This is a genomic window from Streptomyces sp. SID13726 (genome assembly GCF_010548375.1).
Taxonomy (GTDB): Bacteria; Actinomycetota; Actinomycetes; order Streptomycetales; family Streptomycetaceae; genus Streptomyces.
Window position 1 is genome coordinate 1 of the sequence record NZ_JAAGLY010000248.1, and the last position, 530, is coordinate 530.

Here is a 530-nt window from a genome sequence, read left to right on the forward strand (position 1 = left end):
CGCTACCGCCGCTCCTACCTGCACCGACCACCGCCGCTCGCGGCGGACGACCCCGCGGGCCCGCTCGTCGACGACACGCTGCTGCGCCTGCCCGACGCCGCGCGCGCCGCGCTGCGCCCCGACGCGGAGTCCCTCGCCGACGTCGTCGAACGGCTCCGCCCCTTCTGGGCCGCGACCCGCACGACGCTCGCGCACGGCGAGGCGGTCCTCGTCGTCGGGCACGGCAACTCGCTGCGCGCGCTGTCCGTGCTCGTGGACGACCTCACGCCCGAGGAGGTCCAGGACCTCGACGTGCCCACCGGCCACCCGCTCGTCCACCGCTTCACGACGGGGCCTGACGGCGCGCTCGCCGCCGAGGTCCGCGGCGGCACCTACCTCGACGCGCACGGCGCCGAGCACGCCATCACGGACCTCCGGGCCCGTGGGGGCACCTGACCGTCGGCCTCAGGACCGGCCCAGCGTGCCGACGTCCGTGGCGTCGAGCAGGCACCGTCGCCACGCGTCGGCCTGGGGACCGTCGCCCGTCGGCC

The 530-nt window shown here is 77.7% G+C and carries 1 protein-coding gene; it reads left to right on the forward strand.

Annotated features, from left to right (window positions below):
• Nucleotides 1–435, forward strand: a 435-nt coding sequence (locus tag G3I78_RS47450) for a histidine phosphatase family protein (RefSeq protein ID WP_203616508.1), incomplete at its 5' end; no start/stop codon positions are given.
• Nucleotides 436–530: the final 95 nt, after the last annotated feature.